Raw genomic sequence first — 586 nt, forward strand, 5'->3', positions numbered from 1 at the left:
CTTCCGCCATGTGTGGATCCTCCATTAAGACCTTCCTGTATGCGATCATCCAGTCCAGCGTTTCAAGAATTTGATCATATTCGGCTTTCTTGTGCTCAATTTCATTTTTCTTTTGTTCGATCCATTCAATGACCTGCTGATGAGTTTTCGTGTTTGTATCGTTATCCTGAAAAATCTCTTTTAACTCAGCAAGCGAACAGTCGAGGCTTTGAAACTTCTTAATCATCTGTAGACGCTCCACAGCTTCGTCCGAATAATTTCGATAGTTATTTTTTTCGCGCTGAACATGACGACTGTCAAATAGGCCTTCTTTTTCATAAAAACGTATAGCATGAACGGACAATCCCATTTTGTTCGCTAACTCTTGAATTTTCATAAGCATCTCTCCTCAGAATGACTTGCCTTAGAGTTCACTCTATAGTTTATGCTTTATATGTACGATTCATCAACCATTTAAAGCATCACCTTTTGGTGAAATTTCTGATTAGGGGAGATAATTATGCGTATTTTTGTAACTGGTGCAACGGGCTATATTGGTTCTGAAGTTGTTCGTGAGCTGTTGAAGGGTGGTCATCAAGTTGTAGGA

General features: G+C 39.1%; 2 protein-coding genes. One reads left to right on the forward strand and one right to left on the reverse strand.

The window, feature by feature from the left end:
• Positions 1–376 (reverse strand): MerR family transcriptional regulator (locus AC1DUA_RS40090; protein WP_477504944.1); only part of this gene is annotated, 376 nt, incomplete at its 3' end.
• Positions 377–499: 123 nt separating this feature from the next.
• On the opposite strand from AC1DUA_RS40090, the gene AC1DUA_RS40095 reads away from it, so the two are divergent.
• Positions 500–586 (forward strand): NAD-dependent epimerase/dehydratase family protein (locus AC1DUA_RS40095; protein WP_477504945.1); only part of this gene is annotated, 87 nt, incomplete at its 3' end.

The organism is Paenibacillus sp. 01T422 (assembly GCF_056398785.1).